The 22,005-nt window shown below is 63.5% G+C and carries 21 protein-coding genes and 1 tRNA gene; 18 read left to right on the forward strand and 4 right to left on the reverse strand.

Going from position 1 to position 22,005, the window contains the following annotated elements:
* Window positions 1–426 precede the first annotated feature (426 nt).
* Window positions 427–1,479, forward strand: coding sequence for a threonine aldolase family protein (locus tag ACLGL5_RS34505; RefSeq protein ID WP_019861060.1), 1,053 nt, complete (start codon window positions 427–429; stop codon window positions 1,477–1,479).
* An 85-nt stretch (window positions 1,480–1,564) separates the two neighbouring features.
* Here ACLGL5_RS34505 and ACLGL5_RS34510 read toward each other — a convergent pair whose 3' ends face one another.
* Window positions 1,565–2,032: an Hsp20 family protein gene (locus ACLGL5_RS34510; RefSeq protein WP_010911365.1), complete on the reverse strand. Its 468-nt coding sequence runs from the start codon at window positions 2,030–2,032 to the stop codon at window positions 1,565–1,567.
* A 481-nt stretch (window positions 2,033–2,513) separates the two neighbouring features.
* Between ACLGL5_RS34510 and ACLGL5_RS34515 the strand changes: the two genes are divergently transcribed.
* The 4 genes from ACLGL5_RS34515 to ACLGL5_RS34530 all read left to right on the forward strand — a co-directional run bounded on the left by ACLGL5_RS34515 (window position 2,514) and on the right by ACLGL5_RS34530 (window position 5,001).
* Window positions 2,514–3,491, forward strand: coding sequence for an alpha/beta fold hydrolase (locus ACLGL5_RS34515; protein ID WP_027047374.1), 978 nt, complete (start codon window positions 2,514–2,516; stop codon window positions 3,489–3,491).
* Between the two features lie 166 nt (window positions 3,492–3,657).
* Window positions 3,658–3,813 carry a hypothetical protein gene (locus tag ACLGL5_RS34520; RefSeq protein ID WP_019861062.1) on the forward strand — a complete coding sequence of 52 codons (156 nt, stop codon included), beginning with the start codon at window positions 3,658–3,660 and terminating at the stop codon, window positions 3,811–3,813.
* A gap of 3 nt (window positions 3,814–3,816) precedes the next feature.
* A complete protein-coding gene (locus ACLGL5_RS34525; RefSeq protein ID WP_019861063.1) occupies window positions 3,817–4,062 on the forward strand; it encodes a DUF1127 domain-containing protein in 246 nt (81 codons plus the stop codon).
* Between the two features lie 108 nt (window positions 4,063–4,170).
* On the forward strand, window positions 4,171–5,001 hold the full coding sequence (locus ACLGL5_RS34530) for a helix-turn-helix transcriptional regulator (protein WP_027047375.1): 831 nt from the start codon (window positions 4,171–4,173) through the stop codon (window positions 4,999–5,001).
* 30 nt (window positions 5,002–5,031) lie between these two features.
* Here ACLGL5_RS34530 and hisN read toward each other — a convergent pair whose 3' ends face one another.
* Both hisN and ACLGL5_RS34540 read right to left on the reverse strand, forming a co-directional pair.
* On the reverse strand, window positions 5,032–5,805 hold the full coding sequence (hisN, locus tag ACLGL5_RS34535; RefSeq protein WP_027047376.1) for a histidinol-phosphatase: 774 nt from the start codon (window positions 5,803–5,805) through the stop codon (window positions 5,032–5,034).
* Between the two features lie 314 nt (window positions 5,806–6,119).
* Window positions 6,120–7,061 (reverse strand): N-formylglutamate amidohydrolase, encoded by a 942-nt coding sequence (locus tag ACLGL5_RS34540; protein WP_027047377.1) that lies wholly within the window; start codon window positions 7,059–7,061, stop codon window positions 6,120–6,122.
* A 163-nt stretch (window positions 7,062–7,224) separates the two neighbouring features.
* Between ACLGL5_RS34540 and cpdR the strand changes: the two genes are divergently transcribed.
* Both cpdR and ACLGL5_RS34550 read left to right on the forward strand, forming a co-directional pair.
* A complete protein-coding gene (gene cpdR / locus ACLGL5_RS34545; RefSeq protein ID WP_006199474.1) occupies window positions 7,225–7,587 on the forward strand; it encodes a cell cycle two-component system response regulator CpdR in 363 nt (120 codons plus the stop codon).
* 116 nt (window positions 7,588–7,703) lie between these two features.
* Window positions 7,704–7,778 (forward strand) — tRNA-Val (locus ACLGL5_RS34550).
* A gap of 102 nt (window positions 7,779–7,880) precedes the next feature.
* Here ACLGL5_RS34550 and ACLGL5_RS34555 read toward each other — a convergent pair.
* A complete protein-coding gene (locus ACLGL5_RS34555; protein ID WP_019861067.1) occupies window positions 7,881–9,035 on the reverse strand; it encodes a dihydrodipicolinate synthase family protein in 1,155 nt (384 codons plus the stop codon).
* Between the two features lie 241 nt (window positions 9,036–9,276).
* Here ACLGL5_RS34555 and ACLGL5_RS34560 point away from each other — a divergent pair, with 241 nt between their 5' ends.
* From ACLGL5_RS34560 to ACLGL5_RS34610, 11 genes are all read left to right on the forward strand, one after another.
* Entirely contained in the window at window positions 9,277–10,335 is a 1,059-nt protein-coding gene (locus tag ACLGL5_RS34560; protein WP_019861068.1) for a LacI family DNA-binding transcriptional regulator, read from the forward strand.
* Complete coding sequence (locus tag ACLGL5_RS34565) at window positions 10,332–11,348, forward strand: Gfo/Idh/MocA family protein (protein ID WP_081295876.1); 1,017 nt, start codon at window positions 10,332–10,334, stop codon at window positions 11,346–11,348. Before ACLGL5_RS34560 ends, ACLGL5_RS34565 begins: the two co-directional genes overlap by 4 nt.
* Entirely contained in the window at window positions 11,345–12,946 is a 1,602-nt protein-coding gene (locus ACLGL5_RS34570) for an acyl CoA:acetate/3-ketoacid CoA transferase (protein WP_069093083.1), read from the forward strand. The genes ACLGL5_RS34565 and ACLGL5_RS34570 overlap by 4 nt, the downstream gene beginning before the upstream one ends.
* Window positions 12,939–13,715, forward strand: coding sequence for an enoyl-CoA hydratase/isomerase family protein (locus ACLGL5_RS34575; protein WP_069093084.1), 777 nt, complete (start codon window positions 12,939–12,941; stop codon window positions 13,713–13,715). Before ACLGL5_RS34570 ends, ACLGL5_RS34575 begins: the two co-directional genes overlap by 8 nt.
* A 14-nt stretch (window positions 13,716–13,729) precedes the next feature.
* Window positions 13,730–15,241 carry an aldehyde dehydrogenase family protein gene (locus tag ACLGL5_RS34580; protein ID WP_069093085.1) on the forward strand — a complete coding sequence of 504 codons (1,512 nt, stop codon included), beginning with the start codon at window positions 13,730–13,732 and terminating at the stop codon, window positions 15,239–15,241.
* 58 nt (window positions 15,242–15,299) lie between these two features.
* Window positions 15,300–16,553 carry an ABC transporter substrate-binding protein gene (locus ACLGL5_RS34585; protein WP_027047380.1) on the forward strand — a complete coding sequence of 418 codons (1,254 nt, stop codon included), beginning with the start codon at window positions 15,300–15,302 and terminating at the stop codon, window positions 16,551–16,553.
* Window positions 16,554–16,706: 153 nt separating this feature from the next.
* Window positions 16,707–17,657, forward strand: a complete 951-nt coding sequence (locus ACLGL5_RS34590; RefSeq protein WP_027047381.1) for a carbohydrate ABC transporter permease — start codon at window positions 16,707–16,709, stop codon at window positions 17,655–17,657.
* Window positions 17,654–18,598, forward strand: a complete 945-nt coding sequence (locus ACLGL5_RS34595) for a carbohydrate ABC transporter permease (RefSeq protein ID WP_064980812.1) — start codon at window positions 17,654–17,656, stop codon at window positions 18,596–18,598. Before ACLGL5_RS34590 ends, ACLGL5_RS34595 begins: the two co-directional genes overlap by 4 nt.
* Window positions 18,599–18,618: 20 nt before the next feature.
* A complete protein-coding gene (locus ACLGL5_RS34600; RefSeq protein ID WP_019861075.1) occupies window positions 18,619–19,734 on the forward strand; it encodes an ABC transporter ATP-binding protein in 1,116 nt (371 codons plus the stop codon).
* Window positions 19,735–19,739: 5 nt separating this feature from the next.
* Window positions 19,740–21,239 carry an FAD-dependent oxidoreductase gene (locus tag ACLGL5_RS34605; protein WP_069093086.1) on the forward strand — a complete coding sequence of 500 codons (1,500 nt, stop codon included), beginning with the start codon at window positions 19,740–19,742 and terminating at the stop codon, window positions 21,237–21,239.
* The gene (locus tag ACLGL5_RS34610) at window positions 21,236–21,997 is read left to right on the forward strand and encodes a 3-ketoacyl-ACP reductase (RefSeq protein ID WP_069093087.1); all 762 of its coding nucleotides are present in this window, start codon (window positions 21,236–21,238) and stop codon (window positions 21,995–21,997) included. The genes ACLGL5_RS34605 and ACLGL5_RS34610 overlap by 4 nt, the downstream gene beginning before the upstream one ends.
* The last annotated feature ends 8 nt before the right edge of the window (window positions 21,998–22,005 follow it).

Below are 22,005 nucleotides of genomic sequence, written 5' to 3' on the forward strand. Positions count from 1 at the left end.
CTTGCGGCACGTCTTGCGAAATCCTTGCCGAACCAGGCGGCTTTCCGCATGGTTCGCGTCTGGTATCGTACAGGCCAGAGTCTGGCCGTCCACCTGTCGCTCGCAGCAACAGCCGGAGAGGCCAATATGTTACGCCAATCCAGCCTGTTTTGTGCGACAAAATAAGACAGCACTACTGTCCTAAATTTTTATGGCAGAATTCCCCGACGCACACAAGACCGATTCACAAAAAACTTGAGCGTTCCGCGACATAAAATTACGTGACGTTGAGGAAAAACGTAAGCTTCAGTCGCCGATCCCTGCCCTGTCGGCTTGGCTGGCTTTAACGGTTTTCGGGCATCTGGCCCTTGCGGTTGGCGCATGAAACCGTTCAACTCCGGCCGATTTTCCCCAAAACCCCGATCTTCCCCAGACATAGGCAGATGCATGTTCTTCGCTTCCGACAATTGGGCAGGCGCCCATCCCAACATCGTTGCCGGCCTGTCGGCCGCGGCCGGCGGCTTTGCCACCGCCTATGGCGACGGCGCGCTCGACCAGGCGGTCTACATCAGGTTCAATGAGATTTTCGAACGCGAGGTCGCGGTGTTCTTCGTAGCGACCGGCACCGCCGCCAACGCGCTGTCGTTGACCACCTTCAACAAACCCGGCGGCATTTCCTTTGCCCACCGCGAATCGCATGTCATCGAAGACGAATGCGGCGCGCCGGAGTATTTTTCCGGCGGCGCGCGCTTGCACGCCGTCGACGGCGCACTGGGCAAGATCGACGCGCACAATCTGGAGCGGACCATTGGCCGCTTCGCGCCCGAAATCGTCCACTGGGGACGGCCAATGGCGGTTTCGATCACCCAGTCGACCGAGGTCGGCACTATCTACGGCCTGAATGAGATCGAGACGATTTCGGCCATCGCAAAACGGCATTCCGTGCCGCTGCACATGGATGGCGCCCGCTTTGCCAATGCGCTGGTCGCGCTCGACACGACGCCGGCCGAAATGACCTGGAAGCGCGGTGTCGACATCCTGTCCTTCGGCGGCACCAAGAATGGCTGCTGGTGCGCCGAAGCGATCGTGCTGTTCGACCTCGACCGCGCCAAGGAATTGGCCTTCCTGCGCAAGCGCGCCGCCCAGCTGTTTTCGAAGTCGCGGTTCGTCGCCGCTCAGTTCGAAGCCTATTTCAAGGACGGTCTGTGGCTCGACACAGCGCGCCACGCCAACGCCATGGCCGCCCGCCTCGCGGCGGCGATCGAGGATTCGGCCCACGCGAAGCTGGCCTGGCTGCCGCAGGCCAACGAGGTGTTCGCCGTGATCAAGAAGACCGAGGCCGAGAGGCTGCAGGCTGCCGGCGCCGCCTTCTACGACTGGCACAAGCCGCACGGCTTTGACGGCCATATCGGCGAGGACGAGCTGCTCTATCGTTTCGTCACCAGCTTCGCGACGTCAGCCGAGGAAGTCGACCGCTTTGGCAAGTTGATCGCCGGATAACAATCCATCTGCCGATCAACAAAAAAGCGGCGCCTCTCGGCGCCGCTTTCGTCTCGGGAGGAGACGGTTCTATTCCTAAGCTACATTACGCAGCGGTCTTGGCCTCGATCTGCTTGGCCTTGGCCGGGGCCGAGGTGATCGCGATCTTGCGCGGCTTCAGTTCCTCGGGAATGTTGCGCTTGAGGTCGACGAAGAGCAGGCCGTTCTTCAGCGTGGCGCCGACGACTTCAACGTGGTCGGCAAGCTGGAAGCGGCGCTCGAAGGCCCTGGAGGCAATGCCGCGATAGAGCAGCTCGGAGCCTTCACCGTTGCCCTCGTCCTTGCGCTCACCCTTCACGGTCAGCACGTTGCGGTGAGCTTCGATCGAGATTTCCTCGTCCGAGAAGCCGGCAACCGCCATGGAAATCCGGTAGGAATCCTCACCGGTGCGCTCGATATTGTAGGGCGGATAGGTCTGCGCGCCATCGGGCTGCGCAAGCGAATCCAGCATGGTGAAGAGACGGTCGAAGCCGACGGTCGAACGGTAAAGCGGGGAAAAATCAACGTGACGCATGAGGTGTTCTCCTGTTGAGCAACATGGTTTGCGTATGGCCGGTGCGAAACCCGTAAGCGGCGTTTCGGCAGGACCAGCGGCCCCGACATTGGCGACCGCATTCCACATTTGGGGAGCGCCCCAATGCATTTCAAGATTTCGCCCGGCGGCAAAAACTGGATGGGTTGCCCCTTGATGAACGGCAGATGAACCGGCGCTTCGGCGCCCGTTCAGACAGCCGCCGCTAAAGTGGCACCAAGATCAAGGATTGGCGGCGCCGGGTTTTATAAAGGTGCCGCAACGAGGCCGAACCGGGTGTTAACGTCCCTTCCTCCCGGATCGACAGGGGCCGGAAGCACGCCTTCGAGCGGCTTCCGGCCTTCCCCGTTACGATCCCGGCACAAGCCGGATTTGCTTTGCTTTTGATGCATTGGCGTCTATCACCTTGACGAGGCCAGCCGGGACAGGCTGGCACCTGAAGACGCCGAGCACAAAGCGCCGCATGACGGACCTTCTCCAAGACACGCCGCTTTTCCACGAATCCGAGGACAATCCGCGGCCAGAAAACGCCACCGGAGGCTTTTTCGTCACCCGCGACCGCAAGAAGATCCGCTATGGCCTGTTCGCGGCGGTGGCGCGCCCGATGCGGGGCACCGTGGTGCTGCTGTCCGGCCGCAACGAGTGCATCGAGAAATATTTCGAAACCATCCGCGACCTTGCCGCCCGCGGCTTTGGCGTCGCCACGCTCGATTGGCGCGGCCAAGGCGATTCCGACCGGCTGATCCGCGATCGCCAGCGCGGCTATGTCAGGTCCTTCCGCGACTACACGGCCGATCTGGAGCAGTTCTTCGAGGAGATCGTGCTGCCCGATTGCCGCGGGCCGTATTACATCCTCGCCCATTCAGCCGGCGCCGTGATCGCGCTTCTTGCCGCGCCGTCCATGGTCAATCGCGTGCGGCGCATGGTGCTGATCGCGCCGTTCCTGACCCTGCCCGACCTGCCGGTCTCGATCCGGACGGTCCGCCGTATCTGTTCGGTCCTCTGCATTCTGGGCCTTGGCCGGCTCTATGCCGCCTGGGGTCCGCGGCCCAGACACACGCTGCCTTTCGAGGCCAATAAGGTAACGTCGGATCCGCGCCGCTATCGTCGCAACACGCGCATCTACGAAGAGTATCCGCGAATGGCGCTTGGCGGTCCGACGATCCGCTGGCTGCAGGCAGCGGCAAAGGCGTCGGAAGCGGTGAGCGACCCCGACTTCATGGCGCGGATACAGGTGCCTCTGCTGATCATCGCCGCTGGCGCCGACCAGGTCGTCTCGACCAGGGCGGTCGAGGCCTACGCCAGAAGCCTGAGGCTCGGCTCGCTGCTGATGATCGACGGCTCCAAGCACGAGATCCTGCAGGAGGTCGACCTCTACCGCGAACAATTCCTTGCCGCCTTCGACGCCTTCATTCCTGGCTCGGACGATCCGACGGCCTGACCGGCACCGCGGTTCCTTCGAAGGCTGGCATAGCTGACATACCGTTGTCAGGATAATTGGCCAGCCGCCCCTCGCGGCGGGCAAACCGCTAAAGATTATGACAGCCCGCCCCCACCCCGAAATGCTCATCTCAATGCGTCGAATTGAACGCCATGGAGATGAGATCATGACCGAGAAAACCTGCGCCGCCTGCGATTGCCAGCTGGATGCCAACCCGATCCGCGTCAAGGTCGGCGGCAAGACCGTCGAGGTCTGCTGCGAGGAATGCGCGACGGCGCTGAACGAGGCCGGCGCCTCGGCGGCCGGCGTGAGCGAGGAATGAGCCATGCGCACCGATCACGCAGCGGCACAACGCCTGGCTGGCCAGGCCCAGGTGCCGCCAGTCCACACCGTAACCACCCTGCACGCCTTGCACGCCCAATGCATCGCGGCGGCGAGATGGCTCGCCCGCCAGATGGAGAAGCGCCGAAGCCGGCTTGCCTTGCTGGAAATGACCGACGAACAGCTCAAGGACATCGGTCTGTCACGCGGCCAAGCCTATTCGGAGTTCAGGCGCCGCTCATGGGATTGAGCAGCCCCAGCGAGAAAGTCTCCTGACAAGATTGGGCAGGCCGCTTGCCTAAAGTGCCCATCGCAATGCCGGAATCAGTTTCCGGCACGAGGGATGAGCGCAACGGCCATGTCGCAATTCAAGGTTCAGCTCCTTCTGGACACCGGCACTGTCAGGGTGCGGGATGTCGTCTGCAGCGGCGAATGCCGTCACAGGAGCGATGAGGAGTGCACGTCGGCGACGCATCTGGTGTTTGCCTATCGCGGCATCTTTGTGCGTCATGTCGGCCGCAATGATGCGGTCGCGGAAGCCAATCAGCTGCTTTTCTTCAATGAGGCCGAGACCTACCAGGTCAGCCATCCAATTGAGGGCGGCGACGCCTGCCTCGACCTCGTCATCGAGGAAGGCCACTTGCGGGAACTGGCGCCGCAGGAGCAGTTGCGCGCCAGCGGCGTCCTGGCGTTTCGCCGCCAGCGCCGGCGCATCGATCCGCGCGCGCAGGCCTTGGTGGCGCTGTTGCGCCACAGCCTGAGCCGCAATGTCGCCGAAACGCTGGAGGCCGAGACGCTGGCGCTAACGCTGGTGCGGCGCTCACTCGGCGAGCGCACTTCGCACGTCGCGGGCGCCAGCCCCGGACGGCAGAAGCTGGTCGACCGCGCCAAGCTGGTGCTGGCGTCGGATCTGTCGCGGCGCTGGACGCTGGCCGAGATTGCCGCCGAGGTCGGAGTCTCACCGGTCTATCTGACGCAAATATTCCAGCAGGTCGAGGCCATCCCGCTCTATCGCTATCATCTGCGCCTGCGGCTGGCGCGCGCGCTCGACCTGCTTGGCCGCTACGACAATCTGACCGCTTTGGGCATGGACCTCGGCTTTTCCAGCCACAGCCATTTCAGCGCGTCGTTCAGACAGGCCTATGGACGCACACCGGCGGAATTCCAGCGCTCGATCAGATCGCGCTGAAGCAACGGCTTCAAAGAAAGCGCGGAGATATCAGCCGCGAAGGGCAGCCATGGCCGCCGCGTGAAGCTCCGGCGTCGCCGCCGCTAGCACATCGCCGCCCTTTTCCGCCGGTCCGCCATCGAAGGTGGTGACGACGCCGCCCGCCTTCTCGATGATCGGGATCAGCGCCACGATGTCGTAGGGTTTCAGGCCGGGATCGGCGACGATGTCGACGCTCCCCGAGGCGATCATGGCGAAGGCATAGCAATCGGCGCCGTAGCGGGCCAGCTGCACCTGTTTCTCGAACGCGTCATAGCGCGTGCGCGCCTCGCCCTTGAACAGTGCCGGCGTGGTGGTGAACAGCGTCGCCTCGTCGAGCCTTGTCGTCTTGCGGGTCGAAAGCTTGCGCGGACCGCCCGGCCCCTCATAGTGCGAGCCCGAGGCGTTGGCGTAGAACAGCTCGCCGGTGAAAGGCTGCGCCATCATGCCGGCGACCGCGTCGCCGTCGACGGTCAGCCCGACCAGCGTCCCCCACACCGGCAGGCCGGAGATGAAGGCGCGCGTGCCGTCGATCGGATCGATCACCCAGACATGCCGGCTGGAGGTGTTTTCGCTGCCATGCTCCTCGCCGAGAATGCCATGGTCGGGATACTGCGCCGATATCAGCGCCCGGATGGCGCGTTCGGTCTCGCGGTCGGCTTCCGTGACCGGGTCAAAACTGCCTTTTTCCTTGTTGGCGACGGCACCCTGGGCGCGAAAGCGCGGCAAGGTCTCGACCGCTGCCGCCTGCGCGATGCGGCGCATGAAATCGATGCTGATGTCCAACTGATTCTCCCGCATTGCCGAGTGCCTCACCGGGCTCTGCCGACACTTTCCCGCCAAAACAAGCCTGTTTATCGATTTATTCGCGGCGACATCTGTTGCCCGAATGTCACATCTGCGTCATCGAAACGCAATTTCCACATCACTCTGAATTAAAAAAGCCTGAAGATCGCTTGACATTTGTGCACCGCACAATACCCTCAACCTCGGACAGGGTTTCCTGTCCATGCCCTCCTTGGGCGTTTCCTCCCTAGACTTCGACCGTATCGTGCAAACGATGCGGTCTTTTTTTACGCCTGCGCCTCGGGCCGGCTATTTCACTCCGCGGCCAGCGGCAGGTCGATGAAGTGATGGTCGGGCATCGCCATGAGATCCGCTGAAAATCGCGTCAGATCATCGGCCAGCGCGTCGAAGCCGGCAGTCTTCTCGAACGTCCGTTCATTCATGTAGAGCCCGCGATTGACCTCGATCTGCAGCGCATGCAGATGACGCGCCGGGCGGCCATAGTGCTCCGTGATGAAGCCGCCGGCATAGGGCTTGTTGTGGGCAACGGTATAGCCCATCGCGGTCAACAGGCCGATCGCCGTCTCGGTCAGGGCAGCGGTGGCCGAGATGCCGAAACGGTCGCCGATGATGAAGTCCGGCCGCAGACCGCTGTCGCCGACACGGATGCTTGCCGGCATCGAATGGCAGTCGATCAGCACGGCAAAGCCGAAACGGGCATGGGTCCTGGTCAAAAGCCGCTTCAGCGTTTCATGATAGGGCTTGTAAACGGCCTCGATGCGGGCGACGGCTTCGGCGAGCGGCAGGCGACCGGAATAGATGTCGAGCCCCTCGCCCACCAGCTTCGGCACCGTGCCAAGTCCGCCGGCCACCCGCGCCGAGCGGATGTTGCAGAAGGACGGCACCGGCTCGGCGAACATGCGCGGGTCGAGTTCCCAAGGCTCGCGATTGACGTCGAGATAGGCGCGCGGGAAATTCGCCGCCAGCATCGGCGCGCCAAGCGCCACGGCGCCGCCGAACAATTCATCGACGTAGCAATCTTCCGAGCGGCGGATGGCGTTGCGGTCGAGCCTCGCCATGGCGAGGAAGCGTTCCGGATAGTAGCGGCCGCTATGTGGTGAGTTGAACAGGAAGGGGACGCGCTGTTCGACGCCCGATCGGATTTCGAAGGGTTGAACGACCGAAAAATCCTCGGCTGCCGTCTTCAATTTGCACGAACCCGAAAACACCGATGCATCATGATATGAAAGTGCCACCTTGCTGGCCGCATGTCCAGCATTTCGCCATCCGCATCGCCCCGCCGAATGCGGATAATGCTTCGCAGCATTCACTTGATGTTTACCGTCACCGCCTCATATACAGGATGGTTAACGGGCTGCCTGGGCGGCAGTCTCGGGCGGGTGATTCGGACGGGATATCATGGCACGCATTCTTCTGGCGGAAGACGACGACGATATGCGTCGTTTCCTCGTCAAGGCGCTGGAACGCGCCGGCTACCAGGTCAGCGATTTCGACAATGGCGCCAGCGCCTATGAGCGGCTGCGCGAGGAGCCGTTCTCGCTGCTGTTGACCGACATCGTCATGCCGGAGATGGACGGCATCGAACTGGCGCGTCGCGCCACCGAGATCGATCCCGACCTCAAGGTCATGTTCATCACCGGTTTCGCCGCCGTTGCGCTGAACCCGGATTCCAAGGCGCCGAAAGACGCCAAGGTGCTGTCGAAGCCCTTCCACCTGCGCGATCTCGTCAACGAGGTCGAGAAGATGCTGCAGGCGGCCTGAGCCGCCTTCAACCGAGGCATCGGCATCTGTTTGCCGGTGCGGCGAGACGACGCCTTCTTTCCTTTTTCTCGCTATTGACGCGCCCGACCAAAAATGGTGTATGCGCGGCTTCGGATGGGCGTGTAGCTCAGCGGGAGAGCACTGCATTGACATTGCAGGGGTCACAGGTTCAATCCCTGTCACGCCCACCATCCAATCTCAGACTTTCGGTATCATGCACGCAACTGCGGCTCCCCCGCAGCGCCACGTAGCTCTGCCTTCGCTCGATGGTGATCGAAAACGTCTCGTTCGGCTTAGATGCCTGCGACGACACACAGGTTCTTCATCCGTGATACGGCAAGGTCAGGATCGGCCAGCAGGCCTGCCTGGTCGGCAAGGCGAAAGATTTCGGCGTAGTGGCGGATGCCGCGCGCCGACTGCATGCCCCCGACCATGGTGAAATGGTCCTGGTGGCCGTTCAACCAGGCCATGAAGACGATGCCGGCCTTGTAATATTCGGTCGGCGCCTCGAAGATTTTTCGCGATAGCGGCACCGTCGGCGCCATCAGCGCGTCATAGCCGGCGCGGTCGCCGACGGCGAGCCTTGCCAGGGCGGCGTTGGCGACCGGCGCGATGGCGTCGAAAATGCCAAGCAGCGCGTGCGAATGCCTGTTGCCGTCGCCGGCGATCAGTTCGGGGTAGTTGAAGTCGTCGCCGGTGAACATCACGACGCCGTCCGGCAACCGGTTACGCAGCGCGACTTCCTTGCCGGCATCGAGAAGCGATATCTTTATGCCCTCGACCTTGTCTGCGTGGCGTTCGATGATGGCGACCACCGTATCGAGCGCGGTCTCGAAATCGCGGCTGCCCCAATAGCCCTTCAAGGCAGGGTCGAACATGTCACCCAGCCAGTGCAGGATGACCTTGCCGGAGGCCTGGCTCAAGATGCGGTCATAGACGCGCGCATAATCGTCCGGAGCCTTCGCGACAGCCGCCAATGCGCGGCTGGCCATCATGATCGCCTTGCCGCCCTGCCCTTCGATGAAGGCGAACTGCTCGTCATAGGCCGCGATCACATCGTCGAGCGTCCCGGCAGCGGCCGGCGCCAGATGATCGGTTCCCGCACCCGAGGCAAGATCGGCGCCTTCGACGGTGCGCGCCTCGGCGATCGAGCGGCGGATCAATTCCTTCGCATTGGCCCAGTCGAAACCCATGCCGCGCTGCGAGGTGTCCATCGCCTCGGCAATGCGGAAGCCGAGCCGCCACAAATGATGGCGGAACGCCATCGTCCTGTCCCAGTCGACCGCGGGCCGCGACCATGGATCGGTCATTTCGAGGGGATCGGCAACGACATGCGCCGCGGCATAGGCGACGCGTGAAAACCGTGCGCCGATCGCCGGCTGCACCGGCTGTCCAACAAGCGCGTAGCGGGCGTTGCGTCCACCTTCGGCAGGCAAGACAATATCCATCGACCTCTCCCTTTGCAGCGCCTATTAAATGGAACGTTCCAATAAATCAAGAACCTTTAAGATTCGGGGCGAAGTTGGCGGCAAATGCTGCGCTGCAGCACACGAAGCCTTTCCTGCTGGGCCATTTGAGTACGAACAATCAGTTTTTGCGGCTGAGAAAAATTCGCGATTGACTCAAGATTGAACCAGTGATTAGAACGTTCCAATAAATTCGATTGGGAAACTGGGAGGACGCATCGAGATGGCCAGCCGGGCCAAGGCCACGATATTCGACATTGCCCGCGAGGCGGGCGTGTCCAAATCGACGGTATCGCTCGTGCTCCAGGGCAGCGGGCTGATCCGGCCTGAAACCGCGGTCAAGGTGCGCAAGGCGATCGAGGATGTAGGCTATGTCTACAACCGCGGCGCCGCCAATCTGCGCAAGGCCCATTCCAACGTCATCGGCATGGTCATCAACGACCTCACCAACCCATTCTTCGCCGAACTGGCCGTCGGCATGGAACGCGTCTTCCAGTCGGCCGGCATCGTGCCATTCATCGCCAATACGGCGGAGAATCCGGTGCGCCAGGAAGAGGTGCTGAAGTCGCTGATGGAACAAGGCGTCGCCGGGCTCATCGTGTCACCGGCGCGCGGCACCACGCCAGGCGCTTTCCGGCGGCTGGAATTGGCGGGCGTGCCGGTGGTCTTCGCCATGCGCCGCCTGCCCGAAAGCCGCATCCCTGTGATCGCGCCCGACAATCATCGCGGCGCCTATCTTGCCGCGGCTCATCTGATCGCCAAAGGACATCGCCGGCTCGCCTTCTTCGGCGGCACCTCGGATCTGGTGGTTTATCAGGAACGGCTGGGCGGCTTTCGCGAGGCCTGCGAGACGCTGGGCATCTCCGCCCGCGACGTGCTGGTCGTCGAGGGCGAAACCAACCGCAGAGGCGGCCTCGCCTGCCTGGATACCGCTCTCACGATGGCTGAACCGCCGACCGCGGCTCTCTGCTTCAACGACGCCGTCGCCTTTGGCGTGATGCTGGCGTTGCGCAAGCGCCGGCTTGAGCCGGGACCGGATTTCGCCGTCGTCGGCTTCGACGACGTGGTCGAGGCCGAACACTACATGCCGGCGCTGACCAGCGTCGCGGTGGACACAGCCGGCCTCGGCGAGCGCGCCGCTCACGTCATGCTCAAGCTGATCCAGTCGCGCACCACGCGGGCCGAAGACCATATCGGCGCGGTCAATCTCGTGGTCAGGGAAAGCTGCGGTCCGGATCTCCGCACGCGAAACAGGCCGACGGGAACGGGAGGCGCCGCGTGAGTGTCAAATGGGGGTTGATCGGCGCCAGCACGATCGCCAGGCAGTTCATGATCAACGCCATCCGCGCGCAAGAGGGTGGCGAGATCGCGGCGGTGATGAGTTCCAATCCGGAACGCGCCACGGCCTATGCCAGGGAAAACGGCATTCCATCCGCCGTGTCGACCTTGGATGCCTTGCTGAAGTCCGACATCGACGCGGTCTACATCTCGACCACCAACGAGCTGCATCTCGACCAGGCGCTAGCCGCCATCAAGGCGGGCAAGCATGTGCTGTGCGAGAAGCCGCTGGCGCTGACCAGCGCCGACGCCCGAAAAATGGTGGCGGCAGCCAGGGCGGCCGGCATCGTGCTCGGCACCAACCATCATCTGCGCAACGCCGGCGCGCATCGCGCCATGCGTGAGGCCATCGCATCGGGGCGCATCGGCAAGCCGATCGCCGCACGCGTCTTCCATTCCGTCTATCTGCCGGAGACCCTGCAGGGCTGGCGCATCACCAAGCCGGAAGCCGGCGGCGGCGTGGTGCTCGACATCACCGTGCACGATGCCGACACGCTGCGCTTCGTGCTCGGCGACGATCCGGTCGAGGTCTCGGCCTTCACGCAATCGGCCGGCATGGCCGGCGGCGGACTGGAAGACGGCGCCATGTGCATCTGGCGCTTCAAGTCGGGCCTCATCGCCCAGTCGCATGAAGGCTTCACCACCAAATTCGCCGGCACCGGCTTCGAGGTGCATGGTTCGGAAGGCTCGCTGATCGCCAGCGATGTGATGACCCAGAAGCCCGACGGCTCGGTGCTGCTGCGCACCGCCAAGGGTGAGGAGCAATTGAGCTTCGATCGCGAGGACCTCTACGTCAGATCGGTGCGTCAGTTGCATGCCGCGATCCTCGGCAAAGGCCAGCCTGCCGCCACCGGCGAGGACGGCGTCTGGTCGCTCACTGCAGCCGAGGCGGCATTGCAATCGGCCAGCTCCGGCAAGGCCGTCAAGATCGACCCGAAACTCGGGAGCATGAAGTGAGCAAGGTCGTTTCCGCAGCGCAGGCAGCCAGCCTGATCAAGGATGGCATGACGGTATCCGTGTCGTCGTCGAGCGGGCTCGGCTGTCCGGACGCGGTGCTGGCCGCCATCGGCGAGCGCTTCGATAGCGAAGGTCATCCCAAGAACATCACCACGCTGCACCCGATCGCCGCCGGCGACATGTACGGCATCAAGGGCATCGATCATCTGGCCAAGCCCGGCCTGTTGAAGCGCACGCTGTGCGGTTCCTACCCGTCCGGCCCCTCCTCCGCCGAGCCGCCGCAGATCTGGAAGATGATCGGCGACAATTCGGTCGCCGCCTACAACGTGCCGTCCGGCATCCTGTTCGACATGCACCGCGAGGCCGCCGCCAAACGGCCGGGCGTGCTGACCAAGGTCGGTCTCGACACCTTCGCCGACCCGCGCCATCAGGGCTGCGCCATGAACGCGGCGGCCAGCGAGCCGATCGTCTCGGTACAGCAGTTTGACGGCGAGGAATGGCTCTATTTCCGCTCGATCGTGCCCAACATTTCGATCATCCGCGCCACCACGGCGGACGAGCGCGGCAACCTCACCTATGAACATGAAGGCGCCTATCTCGGCGGCCTCGAACAGGCGCTTGCGGCCCGCAACAATGGCGGCGTCGTGATCGCACAGGTCAAGCGCGTCGTCGAGAACGGCACGCTAAAGCCGCATGATGTGCGCGTGCCCGGCGTGCTGGTCGACCATATCGTTGTCGCGCCCGACCAGTTGCAGACGACGCTGACCCCTTACGACCCGGCGATTTCGGGCGAGATCTTCCGGCCGCTGTCGACCTTCCGCAACGCCGAGATGAACGTGCAGAAGGTGATCGCGCGCCGCGTCGCCATGGAATTGCGCGACGGCATGGCCGTCAACATCGGCTTCGGCATCTCGGCCAACGTGCCGCGCATCCTTCTGGAAGAAGGCCAGCACGGCAAGGTCACCTGGGTGATCGAGCAGGGCGCGGTCGGCGGCGTGCCGCTGCTCGACTTCAAGTTCGGCTGCGCCTCCAACGCCGAGGCGATCATGCCCTCGCCGCACCAGTTCATCTATTTCCAGGCTGGTGGTTTCGACGCCTCGCTGCTGTCCTTCCTGCAGATCGACCGCCACGGCTCGGTCAACGTGTCGAAACTGTCGGCGCGGCCGCATGTCACCGCCGGCGCCGGCGGCTTTGTCGACATCACCGCGCGGGCGAAGAAGATCGTCTTCTCCGGCTTCTTCAATGCCGGCGCCAAGCTTTCGCTGGCCGATGGCGGCATCCGCATCGACCAGGAGGGCAAGGTCAAGAAGGTGGTCAACGAGGTCGAGCACATCTCGTTTTCCGGCAAGCGCGCCGTCGCCCAAGGCCAGGACATCACCTATGTTACAGAGCGCTGCGTGATGAAGCTGACGCCCGACGGCCTGATGGTCACCGAGCTGGCGCCGGGCATCGACCTCGAGCGCGATGTCCTGGCGCAGGCCGAGATGCCGCTCGGTGTCGCCAACGACCTCAAGGTAACGCCGGCGGCACTCTACCAGGATCGGCCGATCGGCCTGTCGCTGAATGGCGGCGCCTCGCTCGGAGACGCGCATGGCTGAGCGCCTCGTCATATTCGAAAGGGACGGCGCCATCGGCATCGTCACGCTGCGCCGCCCGGAAAAGTTCAACGCGCTGGACATTCCGATGCTGAGGGCGCTGGAAGCCGCGCTCGACGAGGCAGAGATGGCCGAAGGCGTGCGCGTCGTGCTCTTGCGCGGCGAAGGCAAGGGCTTTTGCGCCGGCGGCGATGTCGAGGCCTGGGGTGCGATGAGCGCCGCCGATTTCCAGGTGCAATGGGTGCGCTATGGTCACCGCGTCTTCGACCGGCTGGCGCGGCTGCGGCAACCGACGATCGCCGTGCTGTCCGGTCATGCGCTGGGCGGCGGGCTGGAACTGGCGGTCGCCTGCGATTTCCGGGTCGCCGAGGCGCATGTGAAATTGGGCTTCCCCGAAACCTCGATCGGCGTCGTCCCCGGCTGGTCCGGAACGCAGCGCGCCGTGCGCCGCTTCGGCGCGCAGACGGTCCGGCGCATGGCCTTGGGTGGTGAGATACTTCTCGCTCCCAAAGCGCTGGCCCTTGGCGTGGTGGATCGGGTGACCGAAACCGGCAAGGCATTCGACGAAGCCAAGAGCTGGGGGGAAAAGATCGCCGAACGTGGCCCGCTGGCGACGGAAGCGGCCAAGCTGATGATCGCGGTGGCCGAGGGCGAGGAAAGTGCGGCCGCCACCGAAGCGCTGGCCAGCGGCTTTATCGCGCTCACCGGCGACCTCAAGGCCGGCGTCGACGCCTTCAAGGCCAAGCAGAAGCCAGTATTTTCAAGAAGCTAGAGAAAACAGTCCTGATGAACGCACCCCTCAACATCGCCATGCCCGCCGAGGCCTCAACCGCGCCGAAAAATTATCGGCTGCTGATCGACGGCAAGCACGTCGATGCTCGCGACGGCCGCACGCTGGAACGCAAGAGCCCCGGCCACGGCTTCACCGTTTCGCGCTATGCGCAGGCCGGCGAGGCCGAGGTCGAAACGGCCGTGCAGGCCGCGCACAAGGCGTTCGAGACCGGCCCATGGCCACGCATGAAGGCCGGCGAGCGCGCCGCGATCCTTTTCAAGGCGGCCGACCTGATCGTGACACGGCTGGAAGACATCGCCCGGCTCGACGCGCTCGAATCCGGCAAGCCGATCGCCCAGGCGCGCGGTGAGATCGGCGGCGCCGTCGACATCTGGCGCTATGCCGCCTCGCTTGCACGCACGCTGCATGGCGAGAGCTACGCCAATCTCGGCGATGCGATGCTGGGCGTGGTCGTGCGCGAGCCGATCGGCGTCGTGTCGATCATCACGCCGTGGAATTTCCCGTTCCTCATCGTCAGCCAGAAACTGCCTTTCGCGCTCGCCGCCGGCTGCACGGCGGTGGTCAAGCCGAGCGAAATGACCTCGGCCTCGACCTTCGTGCTGGGCGACATCCTGCTCGAAGCCGGCCTGCCCGCCGGCGTCGTCAACATCCTCGCCGGTCTGGGCGCCGATGTCGGCGCGCCGATGGTCAGCCACCCCCTGGTCGAGATGGTGTCGTTCACCGGCTCGACCCGCGTCGGCAAGATGACCATGGCGTCCGCCGCGCAGTCGCTGAAGAAGGTCTCGATGGAGCTTGGCGGCAAGAACGGCCAGATCGTCTTTCCCGATGCCGACCTCGAGGCCGCCGCCGACGCGGCCGTGTTCGGTGGCTTCTTCAATGCCGGCGAATGCTGCAATGCCGGCAGCCGGCTGATCGTGCACGAGGCGATCGCCGACGATTTTCTCAATGCCGTCAAGGCGCTCACAGCCAAGGTGAAAGTCGGCGACCCGCTCGACGAGCAAACCAAGGTCGGCGCAATGATCTCGTCCGACCATCTGGCCAAGGTGACGGATTACGTTACGGCAGCGGCAGGCAAAGGCAGCAATGTCTTCAGGGGCGGCAAGCAGCTGGCCTCTAGTGCCGGCCAATATCTCGACCCGACCATCATGCGTGGCGTCACAGAGGACATGGCCATTGCGCGTGAGGAAGTGTTCGGGCCGGTGCTCTCCGTGCTCACTTTTGAATCGATTGAAAAGGCGTTGCACATCGCCAACAACACGCCCTATGGTCTGTCTGCAGGCGTGTGGAGCGCCAGCATCGACACTTGCATGTCGGTGGCGCGTGGGGTGCGTTCGGGGACGGTTTGGGTGAACACATTCATGGAAGGTTATCCCGAGCTGCCTTTCGGGGGCTACAAGCAGTCCGGTCTCGGACGCGAACTCGGCAAACGCGCCGTCGAGGACTATACCGAGGAAAAGACAATCCAGTTTCATCGCGGCCAGCGCACCGGATGGTGGGTCGGCTGAGTTGGGAAGAACCCGGTGGGCTTCCACCGGTCGTGTAATGCAACAAGGGAGGAAGTACATGTTGCGCAAACTGCTTATCGGAACGGCTCTTGCGACGAGCTTTGCCTTCTCGGCGCACGCCGCGGACGTCAAGGAAGTGCAGATGCTGCATTGGTGGACGTCGGGCGGCGAAGCGGCTGCCCTCAACGTGCTGAAGGGCGACCTGGCCAAGGAAGGCTATGCCTGGAAGGACGTTCCTGTCGCCGGCGGCGGCGGTGATGCTGCCATGACCGCGCTGAAGGCGATGGTCGCGGCCGGCAACTATCCGACCGCCTCGCAGATGCTCGGCTACACCGTGCTCGATTATGCCGCGGCCGGCGTCATGGGCGACCTGACCGAGACGGCGAAGAAGGAAGGCTGGGACAAGTCGGTTCCGGCGGCCCTGCAGAAATTCTCGGTCTATGACGGCAAGTGGGTCGCGGCTCCGGTCAACGTCCACTCGGTCAACTGGCTGTGGATCAACAAGGCCGTCATGGACAAGATCGGCGGCACCGAGCCGAAGACCTTCGACGACTTCGTCGCCCTGCTCGACAAGGCCAAGGCCGCGGGTGTGATCCCGCTCGCTCTCGGCGGCCAGAACTGGCAGGAAGCCACCATGTTCGATTCGGTCGTCCTGTCGACCGGCGGACCCGAGTTCTACAAAAAGGCCTTCAACGACCTCGACGACGCTTCGCTCAAGTCCGACACGATGAAGAAGTCGTTCGACAACCTCGCCAAGCTCGTCACCTATGTCGACCCGAACTTCTCGGGCCGCGACTGGAACCTTGCCACCGCCATGGTCATCAAGGGCGATGCCCTGGTGCAGGTCATGGGCGACTGGGCCAAGGGTGAATTCCACGCCGCTAAGAAGACCCCGGGCACCGACTTCCTGTGCTATCGCTTCCCGGGCACCGACGGCTCCGTGATCTACAACTCCGACATGTTCGGCATGTTCAACGTTCCGGACGACCGTAAGGCCGCCCAGGTCGCATTGGCCACCGCCACCCTGTCGAAGAGCTTCCAGTCGGCCTTCAACGTCGTCAAGGGTTCGGTTCCGGCCCGTACCGACGTTCCGGACACCGACTTCGACGCTTGCGGCAAGAAGGGCATCGCCGACCTGAAGAAGGCCAATGAAGGCGGCACGCTGTTCGGCTCGCTGGCCCAGGGCTATGGCGCCCCGCCGGCTGTCGCCAATGCCTACAAGGACGTGGTCTCGAAGTTCGTCCATGGTCAGATCAAGACCTCGGACGAGGCCGTGACCGAACTGGTCAAGGCGATCGACGACGCCAAGTAAGCGCAACGCTCGAAATCACCTTCCCCGCCTCGGCGGGGAAGGTTTTATCTCAGGATTGGCCGGCTCGACACCATGCCGACCCAAGACCCGTATACACGGGGCCGCCTTGCCGCCTGACGGCGCAGCACGGACGACCCGAAACGGGAGGAGCTCATGAGCACAGTAGCAACAAGCCAGATCAAGCTGACGCCGGAGCGGTCACGCACCTCTGTGCGCTCGCGCCTGCAGGACGCCTTGCCGAAGATCGTTCTGGCGCCGAGCTTCGCCATCACCATCGTCTTCGTCTACGGCTTCATCCTGTGGACGATCTATCTGTCCTTCACCAATTCCAAGACCTTCCCGTCCTACGTCATCACAGGTTCGCGCGCCTATCAGCGGCTGTGGGGCTGGACCTTCGACACCGACCCGCCATCGAGCTGGTACACGTCGATAACCAATATGGGTATTTTCGGCTTTCTCTACATCCTGATCTGCCTGGCGCTCGGCCTGTTCCTGGCCATCCTGCTCGACCAGAAGATCCGCGGCGAAGGCGTGCTGCGGCCGATCTACCTCTATCCGATGGCGCTGTCCTTCATCGTCACCGGCGTCGCCTGGAAATGGTTCCTCGATCCCGGTCTCGGCCTCGAGCAGACGCTGCATCAATGGGGATGGACGAGCTTCCATTTCGACTGGATCAAGAACAAGGATTTCGTCATCTACACGGTGGTCATCGCCGGCGTCTGGCAGGCCTCCGGCTTCATCATGGCGATGTTCCTGGCCGGCCTGCGCGGCATTGACGGCGAGATCATGAAGGCAGCGCAGATCGATGGCGCCACAACCTTCCAGCTCTACCGCCGCATCGTCATCCCGCTGCTGCGGCCAATCTTCCTGTCGGCCTTCATCGTGCTCGCCCACCTCGCCATCAAGTCATACGACCTTGTCGTGGCGCTGACCTCCGGCGGCCCCGGCGGCTCGGCCTGGCTGCCTTCGAATTTCATGTACGAATACACCTTCAAGCGCAACGAGATGGCTGTCGGATCGGCCAGTGCGGTGATCATGCTGATGACCATCGTCGCCATCATCGTGCCCTATCTCTATTCGGAACTCAGGGAGAAGCCGCGATGAGCGCTGTCGCCACCCCTGCCCGCCAGGCCTCCGGCGGCATCAACACCAAGCTCGTCAACCGTATCGTCATCTACGGGCTTCTGGCGCTCTTCGCGCTGTTCTACCTGATGCCGCTGTTCGTCATGCTGGTCACCTCGTTCAAGACCATGGACGAGATCCAGAACGGCAACATGCTGGCGCTGCCCAAGGCGCCGACCTTCGACCCGTGGCTGAAGGCCTGGGGCGAGACCTGCGTCGGCCTCACCTGCGCCGGCATCAAGGGCTATTTCTGGAACTCCATCAAGATGGTGGTTCCGGCCGTGCTGATCTCGACCATGCTCGGCGCCCTCAACGGCTACGTGCTGACCAAATGGCGCTTTCGCGGCGCGACGCTGGTGTTCGGGCTGATGCTGTTCGCCTGCTTCATTCCGTTCCAGTCGGTGCTGCTGCCGATGGCGACGATCCTTGGCAGCGTCGGCCGCTTCGGGGTGACCTTGCAGAACTCCGTCGGAACCAGCTTCGGCCTCGGCAATTCGACGGTCAATCTCGTCTTCGTCCACGTCGTCTACGGCATCGGCTTCACCACGCTGTTCTTCCGCAACTATTACGAGGCCTTCCCCACCGAATTGATCAAGGCGGCACAGGTCGACGGCGCCTCCTTCTTCCAGATCTTCCGCCGCATCATGCTGCCGAACTCTATGCCGATCTTCGTCGTCACGGTGATCTACCAGTTCACCAACATCTGGAACGACTTCCTGTTCGCTTCCGCCTATGCCGGCACCGGCGACGCCATGCCGATGACGGTGGCGCTGAACAATGTCGTCAACACCTCGACTGGCGTCGTCGAATACAACGTCAATATGGCGGCCGCGATGATCGCGGCTCTGCCCACCCTGATCGTCTATGTCGTCGCCGGCCGCTATTTCGTGCGCGGGCTGATGGCGGGCGCGGTCAAAGGCTGACCAATTCAGAAGGAACGACCATGGCTTTTCTGGAAATTGATGGGCTGAAGAAGCGCTTCGGGAATGTTGAGATCCTGAAGGGCATCGATGTCGAGCTCGAAAAGGGCGGCTTCCTGGTGCTGGTCGGTCCGTCCGGCTGCGGCAAGTCCACCCTGCTCAACACCATCGCCGGACTGGAGCAGATCACTGAAGGCGAGATTCGCGTCGACGGCCGCGCCATCAACGATCTGCACCCTTCGAAGCGCGACATCGCCATGGTGTTCCAGAGCTACGCGCTGTACCCCAACATGACGGTGGCCGGGAACATCTCCTTCGGCATGGAAATGCGCGGTGTGCCGGCCGACGAGCGCCAGAAGGCGATCGACAAGGTGGCCAAGGTGCTGCAGATCGGCCATCTCCTGCAGCGCAAGCCTAGCCAGCTTTCGGGCGGCCAGCGCCAGCGCGTCGCCATGGGCCGGGCGCTGGTGCGCGACCCCAAACTCTTCCTGTTCGACGAGCCTTTGTCCAACCTCGACGCCAAGCTGCGCGTCGACATGCGCATCGAGATCAAGCGCCTGCACGCCACGACCGGCACCACCATCGTCTACGTCACCCACGACCAGATCGAGGCGATGACGCTGGCGACCAAGATCGCCGTCATGCGCGACGGCGAGGTGCAGCAGTTCGGCACCCCGGCCGAGATCTACAACAACCCCACCAACCTGTTCGTCGCCGACTTCATGGGCTCGCCGGCCATGAACCTGATCCCGGCGACCATCGCCACATCGGGCAATGCGCTGTCTGTCGTGCTGCAGCGCGAGGCGCGCGAGCCGATCACGCTGCCGATGGCCAATGCGCCGGCGGGTCTCTCGGCATTCCAGGGCAAGCCGATCATTTTCGGCGTGCGGCCGGAAGCGCTGACCGATCCGGAGGGCGCCGAACGCAACGCCTCGAACATCGCCACCGCCGACCTGCATATCGAGGTCGTCGAGCCGGCAGGTTCCGACACCTTCGCCGTCACCAATCTCGGCGGCAAGGGCGTGGTGGCGCGGCTGCGTGCCGACGCCAACATCCAGCCTGGCACCAGCACGCCGCTCGCCTTCAACCTGACCAAGGCGGTGTTCTTCGATCCGGCGACCGAGAACCGCATCCGCTGACGGCCATGGCAAATCCGGACATCGTCATCATCGGCTCCGGCATTGGCGGCGCCACGATCGCCTCCGGCCTGGCCGGCGGCGGCGCCTCGATCCTGATGCTGGAGCGTGGCGAGCCCTTGCCGGCAACCCCGCATGCCCGCGACACCCGCTCGATCTTCGTCGACGGCCACTACCGGCCGAAGGAGATGTGGCGCGAAGCCGGCGGTGCAGCCTTCAATCCCGGCAACTACTACTATGTCGGCGGCAATTCGAAATTCTACGGCGCGGTGCTGATCCGCTACCGCAGGCAAGATTTTTCCGCCATGGAGCATTTCGGCGGCGTCTCGCCCGCCTGGCCGTTTTCCTATGATGAGTTCGAGCCCTGGTATTCCAAGGCGGAGCAGCTGTTTCGCGTGCGTGGCGCGCTAGGCGAGGACCCGACCGAACCGTTCCACTCGATTCCCTACGCCTTCAAACCTGTACCCGACGAAGCGTCGATTGCCCGCGCCCGCGCCGAACTCAAAGGCCTCGGGCTGCACCCAGCCTCGCTGCCGCTTGGCGTCGACATCGACACCTGGCTGAAGGAAGGCAGAACCGGCTGGGACGCTTTCCCCAACACCGGCCAAGGCAAGATGGACGCCCAGACGGCGCCGCTGGCGGCGGCGCTTAGGGATAGCAACATCCGGCTCGAGACCGGCTGCTACGTCGAGTATCTCGAGGCGGCACCTGATGGCAAAAGCATCGTCGCGATCCACTACCGGCAGAACGGCGAGGCGAAGAAAGTGTCGCCGAAGCTGGTCATCCTCTCCGCCGGCGCGGTCAATTCCGCCGTCATCCTGCTGCGCTCGCCCTCACCCGATGGCAAGGGCCTCGCCAACCGCTCCGACCAGGTCGGCCGCAATTTCATGAACCACAATTCCAGCGCCATGCTGGCCATCGATCCGCGCCGCAGGAACGATGCCGTCTACCAGAAGACGCTGATGCTGAACGACTATTATCTGTCGGACGGCAAGGGCGGCAAACCGCTCGGCAATGTCCAACTGCTCGGCAAGATCGATGGCAACATGCTCAAGGCCAATGTGAAGACGATGCCCAAATTCGCGCTCGATTACATGGCCGGCCACGCCGTCGACTGGTACCTGATGTGCGAGGACCTGCCCGATCCCGAAAGCCGCATCATGGTCGACGGCAAGGATATCGTCATGCAGTGGCGGCGCTCCAACATGCAGTCGCTCGACGGCCTGACCAAGGTGATGCGCGAAAACTTCCGCGCCTGCGGCTACCCCATCGTGCTGTCGCGCCCCTTCGATAAGCGCACGCCCTCGCACCAATGCGGCACGGTGAAGATGGGCGACGATCCGGCGACATCGCCGCTCGACCCGTTCTGCCGGTCGTTCGACCATCGGAACCTGTTCGTCGTCGATGCCAGCTTTTTGCCGAACTCGGCTGCGGTGAATCCCGCGCTGTCCATCGCCGCTCAGGCACTGCGGGTGGCGGACCATATTCGCAAGGCTGGCTTCCAATGACCCGCCCCGCGGCCATCGTCACCGGCGGCGCGCGCGGCATCGGGCTGGCCTGTGCCGAGGCGCTGGCTGATGCCGACTTCGACATTCTGGTCGCCGACCTTGCCGAACAGGCGGCTAATGGACTGGCCGAGAACGTCGCCGCACGCGGCGCGAAATTCGCTTACGCCCAATGCGACGTCGCCAACCTCGACAGCCACGCCGTGTTGATCGATGCCGCGATGCGCGTCTTCGGCCGCATCGACTGCCTCGTCAACAATGCCGGCGTCGGCGCCGTGGTGCGCGGCGATCTGCTGGAACTGAAGCCCGAAAATTTCGACCGCACGCTGGGCATCAACCTGCGCGGCACGGTCTTCCTCAGCCAGGCCGTCGCCAAGGCAATGCTGGCCACACCCGGCGGCCACACAAGATCGATCATCACCGTCACCTCGGTCAGTGCCGAGATGGCTTCGCCGGAGCGCTCCGAATACTGCATATCGAAGGCCGGGCTTTCCATGTGGGTGAAGAACCTGGCGCTCAGGCTCGCGCCCGAGAACATCGGCGTGTTCGAGTTGCGTCCAGGCATCATCCGCACCGACATGACGGCAGGCGTGACCGCCAAATACGATGCCTTGATCGACAGCGGGCTGGTGCCGGCCAAACGCTGGGGCGAAGCGTCAGACATAGGCGCGGTGGTGGCGACGCTTGCCGCCGGCAGGCTCGGCTTTTCGACCGGCTCGATAATCAATGTCGACGGCGCGCTCTCCGTGCCGCGGCTATAGGTGGAAAC

Source organism: Mesorhizobium sp. U510, assembly GCF_059180695.1.

Coding starts and splice junctions, on each gene's coding strand:
- ACLGL5_RS34505 (WP_019861060.1), top strand. CDS start 427: ATGTTCTTCGCTTCCGACAATTGGGCAGGCGCCCATCCCAACATCGTT.
- ACLGL5_RS34510 (WP_010911365.1), bottom strand. CDS start 2,032: ATGCGTCACGTTGATTTTTCCCCGCTTTACCGTTCGACCGTCGGCTTC.
- ACLGL5_RS34515 (WP_027047374.1), top strand. CDS start 2,514: ATGACGGACCTTCTCCAAGACACGCCGCTTTTCCACGAATCCGAGGAC.
- ACLGL5_RS34520 (WP_019861062.1), top strand. CDS start 3,658: ATGACCGAGAAAACCTGCGCCGCCTGCGATTGCCAGCTGGATGCCAAC.
- ACLGL5_RS34525 (WP_019861063.1), top strand. CDS start 3,817: ATGCGCACCGATCACGCAGCGGCACAACGCCTGGCTGGCCAGGCCCAG.
- ACLGL5_RS34530 (WP_027047375.1), top strand. CDS start 4,171: ATGTCGCAATTCAAGGTTCAGCTCCTTCTGGACACCGGCACTGTCAGG.
- cpdR (WP_006199474.1), top strand. CDS start 7,225: ATGGCACGCATTCTTCTGGCGGAAGACGACGACGATATGCGTCGTTTC.
- ACLGL5_RS34555 (WP_019861067.1), bottom strand. CDS start 9,035: ATGGATATTGTCTTGCCTGCCGAAGGTGGACGCAACGCCCGCTACGCG.
- ACLGL5_RS34560 (WP_019861068.1), top strand. CDS start 9,277: ATGGCCAGCCGGGCCAAGGCCACGATATTCGACATTGCCCGCGAGGCG.
- ACLGL5_RS34575 (WP_069093084.1), top strand. CDS start 12,939: ATGGCTGAGCGCCTCGTCATATTCGAAAGGGACGGCGCCATCGGCATC.
- ACLGL5_RS34580 (WP_069093085.1), top strand. CDS start 13,730: ATGAACGCACCCCTCAACATCGCCATGCCCGCCGAGGCCTCAACCGCG.
- ACLGL5_RS34585 (WP_027047380.1), top strand. CDS start 15,300: ATGTTGCGCAAACTGCTTATCGGAACGGCTCTTGCGACGAGCTTTGCC.
- ACLGL5_RS34590 (WP_027047381.1), top strand. CDS start 16,707: ATGAGCACAGTAGCAACAAGCCAGATCAAGCTGACGCCGGAGCGGTCA.
- ACLGL5_RS34595 (WP_064980812.1), top strand. CDS start 17,654: ATGAGCGCTGTCGCCACCCCTGCCCGCCAGGCCTCCGGCGGCATCAAC.
- ACLGL5_RS34600 (WP_019861075.1), top strand. CDS start 18,619: ATGGCTTTTCTGGAAATTGATGGGCTGAAGAAGCGCTTCGGGAATGTT.
- ACLGL5_RS34605 (WP_069093086.1), top strand. CDS start 19,740: ATGGCAAATCCGGACATCGTCATCATCGGCTCCGGCATTGGCGGCGCC.
- ACLGL5_RS34610 (WP_069093087.1), top strand. CDS start 21,236: ATGACCCGCCCCGCGGCCATCGTCACCGGCGGCGCGCGCGGCATCGGG.